Here is a 16,605-nt window from a genome sequence, read left to right as displayed (position 1 = left end):
ATGATCATAAAAGTATGTGGTTTAGCCGATAATGAAAGTAGCAGGCAGGTAGCAAAGCTTGATGGAATACATTATCTGGGCTTTATATTTTATGATAAGTCCAAACGCTTTACAAATGAATCTTTAGAAACTGATAAACAAAAAGTTGGGGTATTTGTAAATGCTCCGTCAGAATATATTACAGAGCAAATACAAAAACACGGGCTGAATACTGTACAGCTTCACGGCAATGAAAATGCAGAATTTATAAAGCAACTACCCAAAACAGTCCAAATTATAAAAGCTTTTGGTATTGCTGCAAAAGAAGACCTTGATGCTGCAAAACTGTATGATGGTTTGGTTGATTATTTTTTATTCGATACTAAAAGTAACAACCATGGCGGTACAGGTACATCATTCAACTGGCAGGTTCTGGATAGTTATAAAGGCAATACTCCCTTTTTACTGAGTGGCGGTATAGGGTTGGATTCTGTTGAAAAACTAAAAAAGTTTAGCCATCCTAAATTGGCAGGGTATGACCTCAACAGCCGTTTTGAAACCGCACCAAAAATAAAAGATGTAAACCTGTTAGTTCAATTTTTAAAAGAAATGATTTTATGAAAAACTCTTATTTAGATACTGACTCCCTTGGTTTTTATGGCGATTTTGGCGGTGCCTATGTACCGGAACTTTTACGTCCCAATGTAGAAGAGCTTGATGCCGCCTTTAACTCATACTGCTTTACCGAAACATTTGAAAACGAGTTTAAACAACTGCTTAAAGATTATGTGGGTAGGCCTACGCCGTTATATTTTGCCGGGCGGCTGTCTGAAAAATATGGAGCCAACATATACCTAAAACGTGAAGACCTGTGCCATACAGGAGCCCACAAAGTTAACAACACCATAGGCCAGATACTGCTTGCCAAACATATGGGCAAAACCGATATTATTGCTGAAACCGGAGCCGGACAGCATGGTGTAGCTACAGCAACGGTTTGCGCACTTATGGGTTTGAACTGTATTGTATATATGGGAGAAAAAGATATTGAACGCCAGGCACCCAATGTACAGCGCATGAAAATGCTTGGTGCAGAAGTAAGAGCAGCAACATCGGGCAGTAAAACATTAAAGGATGCTACAAATGAGGCCATTCGCCATTGGATAAACCACCCCGATTCGTATTACCTTATAGGCAGTGTGGTGGGGCCGCATCCTTATCCAAAAATAGTGGCTTATTTTCAGTCGGTCATATCTAAGGAAATTGAAAAACAGTTGAGTGAAAAAACAGGCCAATCGTATCCTGATATGGTAATTGCCTGCGTAGGCGGGGGCAGTAATGCAGCGGGGGCTTTTTATCAGTTTTATGATAATGCTGATGTAAAGCTTGTAGCGGTAGAAGCTGCCGGACTGGGTGTAGATTCGGGTAAATCGGCAGCAACCAGCGTTCTTGGCACACCGGGAGTATTGCACGGCAGCCTTACCCTCTTAATGCAGGATAAAGACGGTCAGGTAACCGAGCCGCATTCTATTTCGGCAGGGCTGGATTATCCGGGTATAGGGCCATTACATGCTCACACCATTGCAACAGGAAGGGCTAAAAGCATTGCCATTACCGACGATGAAGCCCTGCAGTCGGCACTCGAACTCTCGCAACTTGAAGGTATTATACCTGCTTTAGAAAGTGCCCATGCATTAGCCGCCCTTACTAAATTAGCATTGAAAAAAGACGATGTTGTAGTGGTTAACCTTAGCGGCCGCGGCGATAAAGACATGAACACCTACCTTGAAAAATTTCCAAGCTTATGAATCCGTTTATAAAAGATACAAAACAAGTCAGCATATTTGTAACCGCAGGCTATCCGAAGCTGGACAGCCTTAAAGAGCAGTTGCTGCAATTGCAAGAACAGGGTGTTGATTTTATTGAAGTAGGCATACCGTTCTCTGACCCAATGGCCGATGGTCCTGTAATACAACAAACCAGCACCATTGCACTGCAAAACGGCATGAAGCTAGGGCTGCTTTTAGACCAATTGGATGAAATTAAAACCCAGGTACATATCCCTTTGGTACTTATGGGATACCTTAATCCGGTGCTGCAATTTGGGTTGGATGCCTTTTTAGAGCGTTGCAAAAAGCTAAACATAGCATCGCTTATATTGCCCGATCTTTCGGTAGAGCTATATGAGACAAAATATAAGGATGTATTTGAAAAATACGGTATTCCAGTAACTTTTTTGGTAACACCACTAACCCCCGATGCACGTGTAGAGCGCATTGCACAGGTGTGTAAAAACAGTTTTGTTTATCTGGTTGGGCAAAACAGCATTACAGGACAGGGCTACAGCATTAGCAATGATCTTGCTGCACGCTATACTCAGCTCAAAAAACTGTGTGGCGCTATTCCCCTGTTTTTAGGTTTTGGAATAGACTCTAAAGAAAAGAAAGAAAAGGCATTTACCAGTGTTGACGGTGTTATTGTGGGAACTGCCTATTTAAAAGCGGTTAAGGCCGGTGATGAGGATTTTGTAAAGGAGTTATTAGGATAATCCTTTACTAATGATACATAAAACAGGAAATTCCCCCACGCTACACTATGTGTGGGTGGCAGGAATTTCGGGTTTTATTTAATAAAGATCTCTTTGAGCTGGCCTATAATGTTACCCCCGCCAGATATGGTAATTTCTCCAATCCTGTCGGCAATTTTTTCAACATATTCCATCTCCTTAAGTTTCCACAACACTTCGTTTTCCTCCATAAGTTTGGCGGTATTAAGCAAGCTTCGTGTTGCGGCAGTTTCTTCACGCCTCATAATGCTGTTGGCCTGAGCTTTTTTCTCTGCTACAAGCACCTGGTTCATGATCTCCTTCATATCGCCGGGAAGAATAACATCCCTAATGCCCGCATCAAAAACCACTAAGCCAAGTTCGGCAATCTTTGCCTCAGTATTGGTTAGTATTTCCTGAGCAATAGTATCTTTCCTGCCAAGCAATTCGTCTAAGGTATAACTACCTGTAAAAGCCCTTAAAGCCAACTGCATTTGTACATACAATTGTTTTTCAAAATCTTTATTTTCTACCAAAGCCTTAACAACATTGGTTACCTGATACCTTGCAAAAAAGTTGATCCTAAGAGCGGCTTTATCTTTAGTTAAAAGTTCCTGGCCGGGAATTTCTAACTGCTGTTGCCTCGCATCTACGGTTTTTACCTCTATTGGTATACTGTTATTCCAAAAATAATGGTTTCCGGCAGCCAGTTCTCCCACCAATGTACCATTCTTAAATAGTAATGCTTTTTCATAAGCCATTACCTGAAAACGCCTTGTATAAGGACGAATCCTAACATTTTCGAACAACATGGTTGCAATATCCTCTGTAATTTCAGGTTTAGAAATATCAGCCTTTACAAACTCGTTTTTAACCAAACCTTTCCAAAAAGCATAACGGCCTGCCGTTAAGATCTCTTTAAAATTGCCATTTACAAACTGCAATACAATTTCGCCATCGGCAACTTCAACAACATCAAGCAAAGATGCTAAGGTTTCATTTTGTAATAAAATATTAAGTTCTACTGGTGCCACAAAAGGCAATACCATATCATAAATCAATACATTATTGTTGCCAAACAACCAATGGTTGCCTTCCTGTAAAACATTTACAAGTTTGTTGTTTTTAAATACCAATCCTACTTTATAGGCTTTAATGTTTACATTATTTATCATAACTTTTTAATTTTTATATTGAACGTTTAATAAGAAAACCGCCTGACCTATCCCGCCCAATATGCGGAAATATGTGTTACGCTTTTTGTTAGGGCATTGTTTACCAGCCCTATTTGTGTCAGGTTTTAAAAAAGCCTGAACGTCATGCTGTAAAGAACATCCCCTTCTAAAAGTTTAGTACCTATTTCAGGCTATGGTACGGTGCTTTTTGTTTATGTAATTATATTAACATCAGGCCGATAAGCGCAGGCACGTTTTCTTTGTTTGCATTTTTTTAAAGAGCTTATGCTGCTCTAATCAACAGATTTACAGTCTGTTAACGACAACCAATCGTCATACCGAGGAAGAGTCGGTAGCAGGATTCGAACCTGACTTTTCTATTGTTCTAACCTAACTGAACTATCACATACCTAAAATGTGAGCGGGATTCGAACCCACGACCTATAGAGTAATGGTGGGGCATTTTTTGGTAAACACCCCGAAAACCTCCAGGCCTGGCTGGACAGGAACGCCTGATACCCAACAGGGCAAAGCATCCTGCAATAGTGCCATACAGAAACACCCAACATGGCCTGCCTGATATTTTTAGATTTTATAAATACTATTTAGTCTCTTTTACATTGCAAAGGTTTGAACACTACTACGCAACTAATTTGCGCAGTAGTATTTATTATAAAAAAAACTTATAATCCCATCCTTTCTCGGTGTTCACGGTCGCGGCGGTCTATCTCCCCAAAGGGACTGCCTTTACAATAGCCTATGTTTTTAAAACCGTTCTCTTCGGTTATAAGCGATTGTTTTTTAGTAACGGCACCTGTGTACTTGGAACCATAACTACCTGTAATTTTCTTAGTAGCCGGATCCAGGTCTCCCCATTCAGGGGTTTTGCCGTTGTAAATAGGCTCCACAAAATAGATTATGCCCGTATGCCTTGATTTCATCAGGAAGCGTCCCGTTTCATCAGTATTGGTCAAAAATCGTTTTAAAATGTCCTGTCTCATGGTTACATGGTTTTAAAAATTAAACATCATTTACATTGCGGAACAGACCCGAATTGAACGGATACCTCTTGTGCTTCAAACAAGCGTGCAACACCTTGTACACCACTGTTCCTATTTTCGTACAGGAAGGGTCCCGATAGCTATCGGGACGAACTCCCAAAATACTGATCCTAAATCAGCCGCGTATACCGTTCCGCCATTCCTGCATTTTGTGGAAGTAGCAGGATTCGAACCTGCTAAGTACTTAAACAACAGATTTACAGTCTGCCCCAACTCTCCCACGTTGGCGTACTTCCAATAATTTTGTCCGGGAAGCATCCCGATAGCTATCGGGAGAACCTGTGGCCTCCTGCATCCAAAGCAGGCAAACAACCACCGTTATCTTCCCGGATTGATTTTGGGTGTTTTCGGGAATCGAACCCGGTTCTTCAAATCCACAATTTGAGGTTTTACCAAATAAACTAAAAACACCATGGCGGCTCATACGGGAATCGAACCCGTTTCTCCCGAGAGACAGTCGGAAAGGTTAGCCACTACCCCAATGAGCCTGTTCCTTTCTGAGAACTGTAATTTTTGGGCATAAAAAAAGCACCCGGTTAAAGGTGCTTTATAACATTACATAGAATATACTACTCTATGGTATGTGTTTATACACCTGTTCTATGTATGGCAGATCCAGCCCGTAAAACGGAAGCAGTATGCTGTATTGGCTGCGATCTGATCTATATGTTGTATGCATTGATTTCATAATATTGTTTTTAATAAGGTTGAAAACCGTTTTATTGTTCCAGATTTTCTTCGGCAAAGATAAACACGAAAAAACTTACCGTGCAACTATTTTTTAAAATTATTTTATTGAATATCAAATAGTTAAACAAAAGTAAAAGCATAAAAATCCCTGTCCGCCATAGTGTGCAGATCCTTATTTTCATCAAATGACTGTCTCTCATCCGGTTACTTTTCAATGCTATTTTTTACTATTTCGATTAATCATTAAACATTTTCAAAAATTATTTTTCAATTATTTTAAAATCCGCCTCATATTATTGTTTTCAATATGCCTAAAAACAAAAAAAGCGCCCTGTTTAAAGGGCGCTTGTGTATTGTATTACAATTAATATCCTGCTATATAAGATACAAATCATTAAAAAACACAGCATGCCCATTCGGTTTAAACGGCTGGTAACCGTTAAAACGATCGCTTATCATTCTTGCTGAAATGTGGCTATGTAGGTTTAAATTTTTCATATCGGCAGCAAATGTAATTCTTTTTTTGTTAAAAGAAGTTATTTTTTTTTAACTTTCATAGCCATCATTTAAACATAAAACACTTACCTTTAACTACTTAATACAAATCAACCATCATAAAACCAATTCAATGAAACAAAAGCCTTTTCGCATAGGGCTGTGTATGGCAGGAGCCGTATCAGCCGGCGCTTATACGGCAGGTGTAGTAGATTACCTGCTTGAAGCCTTAGCCGAGTGGGATAAACATCGTGGTCAGCCCGGCGTACCTACACACAACGTTACCATACCCATAATGGGAGGTGCATCGGCCGGGGGAATGACTGCAATGCTAACCGCCACTACCCTTAACAACGCCATTACACCTGTTGATTTGCCTGCGCCAGGAAAACTTCTGGACGAACATCCGGAAAACAAGCTGTACCATAGCTGGGTAGATCTTATTGACAGAGATATGTTTCCGCACATGCTCAATACCGGAGATATACAATCCGGAAAAATAATATCGGCACTTAATTCTAATTTTATAGATGAAATAGCCAATAGAATGATCGCTACCGATAAAGTAAACTGGAAAAAAACGCCTTCTTACTTTGAAGCACCCGTTAAAGTGTTTAGCACACTTACCAACCTGGAAGGGTTTTATTATTATGCCGACCTCAACTCGGCACGTGCAGGACAGCGAAAGGAAAAATACTATATGTCTGTTCATAACGATTATGCATGTTTTGAAGTTATGGATGGTGTTGCCCCGGCTACCGGGGGGCCATGGATGCCGCTCGATTTTAGAACTGAAGCTTATTTGGGCACAGCCAAAGATGCTGCAATGGCAACAGGTGCTTTTCCGGCTGGGCTTAAGCCCAGGATACTGGTTCGCGAAAAAAAATATGTAGAACAGATACCGTGGCTTGACTATGTATTTAAAAATACACCTCTTGATAGTAATCAGGAACTTGTAACCACGCTGAACGTAGACGGCGGTATGATAAACAACGAGCCTTTTGAAAAAGTACGCGACCTGTTAAATGATATTTATGTAAAAGAGAACAATAAAACATATATCAATAACGAACAGAAAGAGCGGGAGCTGTCCAACATAAATTGTAATTATGATACTTTTGAGAATACCGTGCTTATGGTAGACCCTTTTCCAAGTGTGCAGGCCGACCCGTTTGTAATGGATGAAGATATTATGAGCGTACTTCCCAATACTGTGGGCGCCATGCTATCGCAAATGCGTGCTAAGCCAAAAGAATATAAGGATGCAATGGTATTTAATGATGGCAGCCGTTTTATCATTTCGCCATCGCGAATAATAAAAAATCTAAAAGGAGCTGACGAAGAGGTTTTTGGAGAAAAGGCCATTGCCTGTGGGCACCTTGGCGGTTTTGGCGGATTTTTAAATAAAGAATTCCGAATACACGATTATTATTTGGGCAGATACAACTGCGAGATATTTTTACGCGACTATTTTACTGTTCCTGAGTCGGCGCTGTATAATAATGAAATATTTAAGGATGGTTATAAAGATGCCGACTGGGGCCGATTCGCATCAGGAGCTACAAAGCCCGATGAAGAAAAGGAGTATCAGATCATACCTTTGTTTACCCCCCGTCCCGAAAGAGGCACACTAAAAATGCCTGTATTTTCATGTGGGGAGAATTGGCCACGCATTACTGAAGATGACATTGACCGCTTTAAGAAGCCCTTAAAGAAGCGTATAGAAAAACTGATACTCAATGTTGCCGAACTACCCAAATATCAGCAAATATTAATGTTGGGAGGTACGCGTCTATGGCTTAACAGTAAACTGGCAAATAAAACCATTTCCATTATCAAAGATTCGCTCTACGAGTGGTCTCTGATAAAAGGCTATACTTCAGAAAAAGCAGTAGCGAAAGAAAAAGCAGTAAACAACAATAAAACCACATAACCATGTCAAGATCAAAAGTTTTAGAAACAGCAAAAGCAGAACTGGGAACTATTGAAAGCCCGGCAAACAGTAACAAAACCAAGTATGGTGTATGGTACAACCTGAACGGTGTAAAATGGTGCGCTATTTTTGTGAGTTGGGTTTTTGATAAAGCCGGAGTGCCGTTAGGCAACATACAGTCTGCAAAAGGCATACACCACTGCCAATCGGCACACAATTATTACAAGTCTAAAGGGATGATTACCACCGCACCCGAACCCGGAGATATAGTGATTTATGATTGGGAAGGTAACGGGCATGCCGACCATATAGGCATATTTATTCGCTGGAAAAATACTGCCAAAACCATACTGGAGGCTTATGAAGGCAATACCAGCCAGGGTAATAACAGCGATGGCGGCAGGGTAATGCTGCGCGAACGGTCTCGCAATATTGTAAAATCGTTCATTAATCCGGGGGTGTACACTGATGCCTCTATAGAAAAACCAGCCGATGTACTTAGGAACGGCGACAGAGGTTCGGCGGTTACCGTGCTGCAAAAATACCTGTTCGACCTTGACTATGCTATTGAGGTAGACGGGTGGTTTGGCGGCCAGACCGAAGGTTTTTTAAAAGAGTTCCAAAAAGAAAACAACATGCCCGAAACAGGAGAAGCCGATACGGTTACCATAGGCGCATTGCAGGAGGCGGTAAATGATAAAAAGATGGCGCTTGCAGAATTAAATTCCGGCAGCTATCTTAAAAAAGGAAGTAACGGTTTTCTTGTTATTGAAGTCCAAAAAGCACTGAATGCAAAAGACCCACAATTAAAACTTCCTGTAACAGGTACATTTGCCGATAAAACACATAATGCGGTAAAAGCATTCCAGCTTAAAAATGGCCTTGACGATGATGGTGTAGTAGGCCCGCTTACCTTTGCAAAGTTGGGGATTGGGTAGTGAAGAAAGAGTGTTGATTAGCAAAGAAATATAAATTCTTATGCATAAAAAACATTATAAGTGCTTTCAGATTTGGAAGCACTTATAATGTTTCAATTCCAATTTGTCTTATTAATCAATAATTACTTCTTCGCTTGCAAAAATTTTAGCACTTCTAATACTTTTGGAATATCTTTTACGCGGGCCTCTGTCCAAAAATATTTATCATGATAATTGGTATTATTCAGTATAACTGAGAAAATTTGCTTATTATCATAAACTTCAAACTTTAGCATAATCTCTTTGGAATTAAATATATACTTGATAGTTTTCTTTTTACCCACAGCTTGCTGTAAATTAGGTATAACATAATTTTCAAGCCAGGTTATCATGTCTCCAATTTCTTCAATTCCAACCCAAGCTGTTTCCTTAGCCTGTATATTACTCATACCCTGTTGGCCTATAATGAATAACGATTCTATAGTAAGCCCAATCATTTTTTCATTTTTTTTAAGGTCTATTATTTCTGCAGAGTAAAAGTCTACAGTTTCACCAAAACCCGATTTAAAAGTAGCCTTTTCATTTTCATCCATATTAATTTGGACATATGAGGAACGCTCAATAAACTCAGATGCACTTGATAAACTTTTTTCCTGAGCAAAATTTTGTATAACAGTACATAACGATATTAGTAGTAAAAATCTTTTCATTGTTTGAATTTAAGTTTCTAAGCAAAGCTAAAGAAAAGTTAAAATAAAATAAAACACTATAAACAAACAAATTAACAACCAACCAAACAACCTCTATACCACCATAGAAAAAAATTATCATAAATTTTTGAAACCATATTTATAAACGTCTTATCTTTGCCTAACGTTGTTAAACGATTTAATGCAATTACAATGGCCAGCAAAGACAGAATACTAAGACAAAAGGAAGAGACCAGGTGCAATATCCTGACCGCTGCCTATGACATAGTGAAAGAAGAAGGATGGCTTGGCTTGAATATGCGTAAAATTGCTGACAGGATAGAATATACCGCCCCTATTATTTATGAGTATTTTTCTAATAAAGATGCCATACTTAATGAGCTTACCAAAAAAGGCTTCTTAGAGCTGACTAAAAAAATTAAGGCTGCCAAAGAAAGTTCAGCCGACCCGGAGCAGGCACTTGAAGCCATGTGGCTTGCCTTTTGGGATTATGCTTTTAGCGACAAAGAGCTTTATCAGGTAATGTTTGGGGTAGAAATGACCTGCTGCTACGGGCAGTGTGTAGAGGCCGACTCACCTTACATGCTGTTTACCGAAGTGATCTCTGAGGTTATGGGACACCCGGGAAGTGAGATTGTAAAGCAAAAGTATTTTACATTCTTTTCTATAATTCACGGGCTTATATCCATCAACATGACAGGAAGTGGCTTACCTACAGCAATGAATACGCAAATATTAAGGGATGCCATTAACGGTATTATCAGTTCGCTAAAAGTACCGGCATAATTTTTTTAGCTTTCACTTAACGGTGTTAGATAATTTACAGGCAATAATCTTACGGTTTGCCTTTTTTTAGAACAACAACTTAACGCTGTTAAGTAATTAAACGGTGTAGCACGAGGGATGATATCCCATTTTTTTGAGAGATTTACTTAACACTGTTAGAAAATCTGAGAGGCGTTAAAAGAGAAAGTTTTTTGACTTTTTTTTAGAATAAAACTTAACGATGTTAGATTATTAAGAGCTGTTAATTACACCTCCAAGGTCTTCCGAACACCTGTGCCTCGAAGACCTTGTAGGTTTTAAAAAGACAAAGGTTTAGAAAACTGATAATTTTAGGAGAACACGGCAACCTTAACTTAACACCGTTAAACCATTTAATAAATGTAAAACATGAAACAATTTAACCATTTATAGCGCAAATGCTAACCAACATAAAAACAAACCTGAAACCCATAATCCACTAAACAGAAATAAGTCATGAAAACAGAAATATCACCTCAATATAATTTAATCTTCAAAATCCTCGACAGTATGAAAATCATCCTTCCCCTTGCCATGCTGCTTGCAGCGCTAACCAGCTGCGGCCCTAAACACGAAAGCCAGCAGGCCGCTGCTGCTGCCCCTGCCCTGCCGGTTGTTACTATAAGCAGCGCAACAGCTGTAACTCAACAGGAATATCCGGCCTCTTTACAGGGCACTGTAGATATTGAAATTCGCCCGCAGGTAAATGGCAACCTCGAAAAAATATTTGTAGACGAAGGTGCCTACGTAAACCAAGGTCAGCCATTGTTCAAAATTAACGAACAGCCTTACCGTGAAGCCCTTAACAATGCATTTGCCAGCTACCACGCCGCCGAAGCTGCCCTAATTAATACCCAGCTTGAAATAGATAAGCTTACACCGCTTGTGGCTAACAAAGTGGTATCTGATTACCAATTAAAAAGTGCCAGGGCATCGCACAAAGTGGCACAAGCCAATCTGGAGCAGGCAAAAGCTATGGTAGGCACTGCTAAAATCAACCTGGGTTATACAACCATTACCGCTCCCGTAAGCGGTTACATTGGCCGCCTGCCTAAAAAACAGGGAAGCCTTGTTTCGGTTGCCGATGTTGAGGCACTTACCAAACTCTCTGACGTGCATGAAGTATATGCCTACTTTTCGTTAGGCGAAGCTGATTTTATCCGCTTTAAAGCCCAGTACAACGGCAATACTATAGACGATAAAATTAAGCACCTTGCACCGGTATCGCTTGTATTGGCTGATAACAATGACTACCCGGTTACCGGAAAAGTAGACATGGTAGACGGGCAGTTTGACAAAAACACCGGAGCCATTACACTAAGGGCAAAATTTGCCAACGCAAAAGGACTTTTACGCTCGGGCAATACAGGTAAAATACGCCTTAGCCTGCCACATGACAATGCCATAGTTGTGCCACAGGAAGCTACTGTAGAAGTACAGGACAAAATATTTGTTTTTGCAGTAGACAATACCAACAAAGTAACCAAACAGCCTATTACAATTATTGGAAAATCGGGTGCTAACTACTTAGTAAGCAATGGTGTTAAAAGCGGCGACAGAATAGTGTTTAAAGGTTTTGACAACCTTGCCGAAGGTACCGTGATCACTCCCGAAAAAATGCAGCCTGCAACGCTGGCTAAAAACTAATTGTACACACTAACCTTTATAACAAAAAGATGTTCAAAAAATTTATAGACAGGCCGGTACTGGCAACAGTTATCTCTGTCCTCCTTGTAATTGTGGGTATATTGGGGCTCACAAAACTGCCCCTGCAAATGTTTCCGGACATTGCACCCCCGGCCGTACAGGTAACGGCTTTATACCCTGGGGCTAATGCCGAAACGGTATTGCGCTCTGTAGCCCCATCGCTCGAAGAGTCGATAAATGGTGTTGAAAATATGAGCTATATGAGCTCTACCGCCAGTAACGACGGTTCGCTAACCATTACCGTTTACTTTAAACTGGGCACCGACCCGGATCAGGCAGCCGTAAACGTACAAAACCGTGTAGCACAAGCCACAAGCCAGCTTCCGGCAGAGGTTGTACAGGCAGGTATTGGTACTTCTAAACAGCAAAACAGTTTGCTTATGGTGGTAACGCTTTTCTCTGAAAATGAAAAAGAATACAACCAAACGTTCCTTGCCAACTATGCACAGATAAACATTATCCCTGAAATTAAAAGGATTCAGGGTGTGGGTCAATCCATCATATTTGGTGCAAACAAAGACTACTCCATGAGGGTATGGCTTAACCCTGGGCAAATGGCTTCTTACAACCTTACCCCTAAAGAGGTAATGGCGGCAATACAGGACAAAAACCTTGAGGCTGCACCTGGTAAATTTGGCGAAAGCAGTAAAGAGTCTTTCGAATATGTAATTAAATACAAAGGGAAGCTGAACAAGCCTGCCGAATATGAAAACATAGTTATCCGTTCTAATGCAGACGGTTCTGTGCTTCGCTTAAAAGATGTTGCAAGGATAGAGTTTGGTTCTTACACCTATGGCGGTACTACCAGCAACAACGGCAAAGTGGGCGTAAACATTGCAGCCATGCAGCTTGCAGGTAGTAATGCCAACGATATACAGATAGCCATTGGCGAATTTATGAAAAAAGCATCTAAGGATTTCCCTAAAGATGTAAAATATGAGATACTGTATAACACCAAAGATTCGTTAGACCAGTCTATACACCAGGTAATATCAACATTGATTGAGGCTTTTATACTGGTGTTTATAGTGGTGTACCTGTTCCTGCAGGACTTTAGGTCAACACTAATCCCTGCCATTGCAGTTCCGGTTGCCATACTGGGTACGTTCTTTTTCATGCAGCTGTTCGGGTTCTCTATCAACCTGCTAACCTTGTTCGCGCTTATCCTTGCCATTGGTATTGTGGTAGATGACGCCATTGTGGTGGTCGAGGCCGTGCATGCCAAGATGGAACACAAGCACCTGCCGCCTAAACCTGCAACCATATCGGCCATGAGCGAAATTACAGGTGCCATCATCTCAATCACCTTAGTAATGGCGGCAGTATTTTTACCGGTAGGTTTTATGGAAGGCTCTACAGGGGTGTTTTACAGGCAGTTTGCCTTTACCCTTGCCATAGCCATTGTAATATCGGCAGTAAATGCATTAACTCTTAGCCCTGCCCTTGCAGCGCTGTTCTTAAAAGAGACACACCATGCACCGGGTACCTACAAACAGACAAACTTTAAAGATAAATTCTTTACAGGCTTCAATAAAAGTTTTGATAAACTAACCAACAACTACTTGGGCAGTCTACGCTTTTTAGTACGCAACAAATGGCTGAGCATAGGCGGTTTGGCAGTAGTTACGGCAGCAACCATATTTATGGTAGGCAATACAAAAACAGGTTTCATCCCTTCAGAAGACCAGGGCTTTATAGCCATATCTCTATCTACCCCAGCCGGTTCGTCTTTAGACAGGACCACCAAGGTTATGAACGAAGCCGAAGCAGTTTTAAGCACCCTACCATCTGCTCGTACGGTAAATGCGCTATCAGGCTTTAACGTGCTTACGCAATCATCGAGCCCGTCGGCAGGTGTAGCGTTCATACTGCTAAAACCGGCCAAAGAACGTGGCGAAGTACAGGACATCAATGCTATTATGGGGCAGGTTAACCAAAAACTTGCAGCAGTAAAAGGCGGTAGTTTCTTTGTGTTTACGTTCCCTACCGTTCCCGGTTTCAGTAACGTAGACGGCCTTGACCTTGTATTGCAGGACAAGACTGGTGGCAGCCTTGGCAAGTTTAGCGAAGTAGGCTATAAATTTATAGGCGAGCTTATGAAACGCCCTGAAATTGCCGTTGCTTTTACCTCTTTTAAAGCCGACTATCCGCAATATGATATGGAGGTAGACGATGTAAAAGCAGAGCAGCTGGGCGTTAGCGTTAAAGATGTGCTGCAAACCATGCAGGCCTACTTTGGTAGTGCTCAGGCATCTGACTTTAACCGTTTTGGTAAATACTATCGTGTTATGGTTCAGGCCGATCAAAGCGCGCGTACCGAAGCTGCTTCTATGGATGGTATTATGGTTAAGAACAGGCTTGGCGATATGGTGCCCATAAACACCCTTGTAAAACTAAAAAGGGTTTACGGTCCTGAAACTGCCTCGCGCTACAACCTGTTTAACTCTATAGGCATCAACGCCATGGCAAATGCTGGCTACAGCTCCGGTGATGCTATTAAAGCAGTAGAAGAAGTTGCAGCACAGCAGCTGCCATCGGGCTACGCGGTTCAATTCTCAGGTATGACCAAAGAAGAGCTTTCATCAGGCGGACAGTCAACCGTAATATTCATACTATCGCTGCTGTTTATTTACTTCCTGCTTTCTGCCCAATATGAGAGTTATATATTGCCTTGGGCAGTAATCCTGTCAATCCCTACCGGAGTATTTGGGGTATTCTTGGCCATTGGCATGACAGGCATAGAAAACAACATTTATGTACAGGTAGCACTGGTAATGCTTATAGGGCTTTTGGCTAAAAATGCCATCCTTATTGTAGAGTTTGCCTCGCAGCGCAGGCAGGCAGGCAAATCGCTCATTGCGGCATCGCTCGAAGCTGCTAAGCTAAGGCTAAGGCCTATCATCATGACATCGCTTGCGTTTGTAGTGGGCCTAGTACCTATGATGAGTGCCAAAGGGCCATCGGCTATGGGTAACCACTCCATCAGTATAGGTGCAGCAGGCGGTATGATAACCGGGGTAATATTAGGCTTGTTCATCATCCCTGTATTGTTCATCATCTTCCAATACCTGCACGAAAAAGTAAGCAGCAAGCCAAAAGCAGTAGTTAATAACGAAGCCGCTGTTGCCGCTGCATCCATTTAATCATCAACCATGAAAAAGTATATATCAACCTACGCAGTATCGCTATTGCTGATACTTATAACATCCTGCAAAGTATCTAAAGATGTAGAGGCTCCTAAAGATGCCCTGCCCGAAAGCTACAGGGATGTTACCGCAACCGACACTACAAGTGTGGCTGACATTGACTATAAATCGTTTTTTGCAGAACCTACACTGCAAACGCTTATAAGCAATGCGGTTACTAAAAACAACGATTTGCAGGTAGCGCAAAAAAACATAGAAGTAGCCCGCCTGCAATTAACCCAGGCCAAGTGGAACAATGTGCCTACGGTAAACCTGCAGGTAACGGCAAACTCTACCAACCCGTCTGCTAACAGCCTTAACGGCATTAGCCTAAGCCAGTTTTTAGGCCAAAATCATATTGATGACTTTACCACTTCGGCAAGTTTATCGTGGGAGGCAGACATTTGGGGTAAAATAAAGAACCGTAAACGCAGCGCACTGGCACAGTACCTGCAAACCGAGGAGGCTAAAAAGGCGCTGCAAACCACAATAGTTTCTACTGTAGCAAAAGGTTTTTACAATTTGCTGATGCTGGATGCGCAGCTTGAAATAGCCCGCAAAAACGTAGAATTAAACGATAAAACCCTTACCATTATTGGCCTGCAGTATGATGCCGGGCAGGTAACATCGCTGGCTAAGCAACAGGCAGAGGCACAGCGGCTGGTTGCTGCACAACTGGTACCGCAATTAGAGCAGAATATCATTATTCAGGAAAATGCCCTAAGTATTCTTGCAGGTGGTTTTCCTAAAGCAATAGAGCGCAAGGTACTCCTTAACTCTATTGCTGCAGGAACCAATACTGCAGCAGGTGTACCATCATCGTTAGTAAGCCGCCGGCCCGATGTTAAGGCCGCTGAGCTTGCCATACTTGATGCCAATGCAAAAACGGGTATTGCCAAAGGCAGCCTCTACCCTTCTTTAGTAATATCTGCAACGGGTGGTGTTAATGCGTTTGAGGCCAGTAAATGGTTCAACATCCCTGCATCGTTGTTTGGCATAGTTGCCGGTAGCGTGGCACAGCCCTTACTAAACAACAAAAGGCTGAAAACGGAATATGAAATAGCCAAAGTGCAGCGCGAAAAAACAGTGATAAACTTCCGCCAACAGGTATTGGTTGCCGTGGGCGAAGTATCAAACGCGCTTACAAAAATAGAAAAGCTGGAGCAAAGCTATAATATTGCCTCACAAAGGGTAACAACACTGCAAACAGCGGTTACCAATGCCGATATGCTTTTCCAGAACGGCATGGCAAACTACCTTGAAGTGATAACCGCCCAGGGTAATTTACTGCAAAGCGAACTGGAACTGGTATCGCAAAAACGATCAAGGCTTGAAGCCGATGTAGAGCTGTACCGCTCTCTTGGCGGAGGCTGGAAGTAAATTTTGGAGGTTTTTTTGTTTATT

Annotated in this window: 12 protein-coding genes and 3 tRNA genes; 9 read left to right on the top strand and 6 right to left on the bottom strand. The window is 41.5% G+C overall.

The window, feature by feature from the left end; all coding sequences use genetic code 11:
• Genes GR160_RS01895 through trpA form a run of 3 tightly spaced genes read left to right on the top strand, consistent with a single transcriptional unit; the run spans window position 1 to window position 2,527 of the window.
• Window positions 1-600: a phosphoribosylanthranilate isomerase gene (locus GR160_RS01895; protein WP_160748136.1), complete on the top strand. Its 600-nt coding sequence runs from the start codon at window positions 1-3 to the stop codon at window positions 598-600.
• Window positions 597-1,787, top strand: a complete 1,191-nt coding sequence (gene trpB, locus GR160_RS01890; RefSeq protein ID WP_160748135.1) for a tryptophan synthase subunit beta — start codon at window positions 597-599, stop codon at window positions 1,785-1,787. The genes GR160_RS01895 and trpB overlap by 4 nt, the downstream gene beginning before the upstream one ends.
• Window positions 1,784-2,527, top strand: a complete 744-nt coding sequence (gene trpA, locus GR160_RS01885) for a tryptophan synthase subunit alpha (RefSeq protein WP_160748134.1) — start codon at window positions 1,784-1,786, stop codon at window positions 2,525-2,527. The genes trpB and trpA overlap by 4 nt, the downstream gene beginning before the upstream one ends.
• A 74-nt stretch (window positions 2,528-2,601) precedes the next feature.
• Here trpA and GR160_RS01880 read toward each other — a convergent pair whose 3' ends face one another.
• The 5 genes from GR160_RS01880 to GR160_RS01860 all read right to left on the bottom strand — a co-directional run bounded on the left by GR160_RS01880 (window position 2,602) and on the right by GR160_RS01860 (window position 5,248).
• The gene (locus tag GR160_RS01880; protein ID WP_160748133.1) at window positions 2,602-3,699 is read right to left on the bottom strand and encodes a slipin family protein; all 1,098 of its coding nucleotides are present in this window, start codon (window positions 3,697-3,699) and stop codon (window positions 2,602-2,604) included.
• Between the two features lie 683 nt (window positions 3,700-4,382).
• Window positions 4,383-4,700 carry a hypothetical protein gene (locus GR160_RS01875; protein ID WP_160748132.1) on the bottom strand — a complete coding sequence of 106 codons (318 nt, stop codon included), beginning with the start codon at window positions 4,698-4,700 and terminating at the stop codon, window positions 4,383-4,385.
• A gap of 38 nt (window positions 4,701-4,738) precedes the next feature.
• Window positions 4,739-4,812 (bottom strand) — tRNA-Phe (locus tag GR160_RS01870).
• An 8-nt stretch (window positions 4,813-4,820) separates the two neighbouring features.
• Window positions 4,821-4,906, bottom strand: a tRNA-Leu gene (locus GR160_RS01865).
• Between the two features lie 267 nt (window positions 4,907-5,173).
• A tRNA-Asp gene (locus GR160_RS01860) sits at window positions 5,174-5,248 on the bottom strand.
• An 830-nt stretch (window positions 5,249-6,078) separates the two neighbouring features.
• Here GR160_RS01860 and GR160_RS01855 point away from each other — a divergent pair.
• The gene (locus GR160_RS01855; protein WP_160748131.1) at window positions 6,079-7,878 is read left to right on the top strand and encodes a patatin-like phospholipase family protein; all 1,800 of its coding nucleotides are present in this window, start codon (window positions 6,079-6,081) and stop codon (window positions 7,876-7,878) included.
• A gap of 2 nt (window positions 7,879-7,880) precedes the next feature.
• A complete protein-coding gene (locus GR160_RS01850) occupies window positions 7,881-8,816 on the top strand; it encodes a peptidoglycan-binding protein (protein WP_160748130.1) in 936 nt (311 codons plus the stop codon).
• 122 nt (window positions 8,817-8,938) lie between these two features.
• On the opposite strand, the gene GR160_RS01845 is transcribed toward GR160_RS01850, so the two are convergent.
• Window positions 8,939-9,505 carry a hypothetical protein gene (locus GR160_RS01845; protein WP_160748129.1) on the bottom strand — a complete coding sequence of 189 codons (567 nt, stop codon included), beginning with the start codon at window positions 9,503-9,505 and terminating at the stop codon, window positions 8,939-8,941.
• A 192-nt stretch (window positions 9,506-9,697) separates the two neighbouring features.
• Here GR160_RS01845 and GR160_RS01840 point away from each other — a divergent pair, with 192 nt between their 5' ends.
• The 4 genes from GR160_RS01840 (at window position 9,698) to GR160_RS01825 (ending at window position 16,581) form a co-directional block, all read left to right on the top strand.
• On the top strand, window positions 9,698-10,291 hold the full coding sequence (locus GR160_RS01840; RefSeq protein ID WP_160748128.1) for a TetR/AcrR family transcriptional regulator: 594 nt from the start codon (window positions 9,698-9,700) through the stop codon (window positions 10,289-10,291).
• Between the two features lie 528 nt (window positions 10,292-10,819).
• A complete protein-coding gene (locus GR160_RS01835; RefSeq protein WP_160748127.1) occupies window positions 10,820-11,956 on the top strand; it encodes an efflux RND transporter periplasmic adaptor subunit in 1,137 nt (378 codons plus the stop codon).
• Window positions 11,957-11,985: 29 nt separating this feature from the next.
• Window positions 11,986-15,159: an efflux RND transporter permease subunit gene (locus GR160_RS01830; protein ID WP_160748126.1), complete on the top strand. Its 3,174-nt coding sequence runs from the start codon at window positions 11,986-11,988 to the stop codon at window positions 15,157-15,159.
• A 9-nt stretch (window positions 15,160-15,168) separates the two neighbouring features.
• The gene (locus GR160_RS01825; RefSeq protein WP_160748125.1) at window positions 15,169-16,581 is read left to right on the top strand and encodes an efflux transporter outer membrane subunit; all 1,413 of its coding nucleotides are present in this window, start codon (window positions 15,169-15,171) and stop codon (window positions 16,579-16,581) included.
• The last annotated feature ends 24 nt before the right edge of the window (window positions 16,582-16,605 follow it).

The organism is Flavobacterium sp. Sd200 (genome assembly GCF_009826935.1).
Classification (GTDB): domain Bacteria; phylum Bacteroidota; class Bacteroidia; order Flavobacteriales; family Flavobacteriaceae; genus Flavobacterium.
The sequence above is the reverse complement of the archived record's forward strand: the minus strand, read 5'-3'. Positions and strand labels throughout refer to the sequence as shown.